We start from the raw sequence: 463 nt of genomic DNA on the forward strand, positions 1-463 counted from the left end.
GCGCGGCGTTTCGTATGTTGATTATGGCACATACGGTGCTGAGAGTGTGAATTATGCCGACTTTGGGCATCGATTGGCTCGTGGCATCGAAAGTGGCGAGGTGTCGCGCGGCATTGCGGTGTGCGGCTCCGGCAACGGCATCAATATGACGCTCAATCACCATGCTGCCGTGCGTTCTGCCCTTTGCTGGGATGAAGAAATTGTCCGTTTGGCGCGTTTACACAACGATGCGAATGTTTTGGCATTGCCCGGACGTTTTCTCTCCACCGAAAAAACCGAAAAGATGGTGGACATTTTTCTCAACACCCCCTTTGAGGGCGGGAGGCATCAGACGCGGATTGATGCGATTGCACTGTCCTGATATTCAGTCGTTTATTTGTTGATTTCTTTCACTAACAGTTCCAATTTGTCGGCGATTTCCAAATGGCCTGCTTCAAAGATGAGCGATGATTGGTTGTAGAAC

General features: G+C 50.3%; 1 protein-coding gene. It reads left to right on the plus strand.

Annotated elements, in window-relative coordinates; translation table 11 throughout:
* Window positions 1–361: RpiB/LacA/LacB family sugar-phosphate isomerase (locus ASC50_RS04445; RefSeq protein ID WP_056928756.1), on the plus strand; the 361-nt coding region annotated here is incomplete at its 5' end.
* Window positions 362–463 lie beyond the last annotated feature (102 nt).

The sequence above is a fragment of the Candidatus Symbiothrix dinenymphae genome (assembly GCF_001431085.1).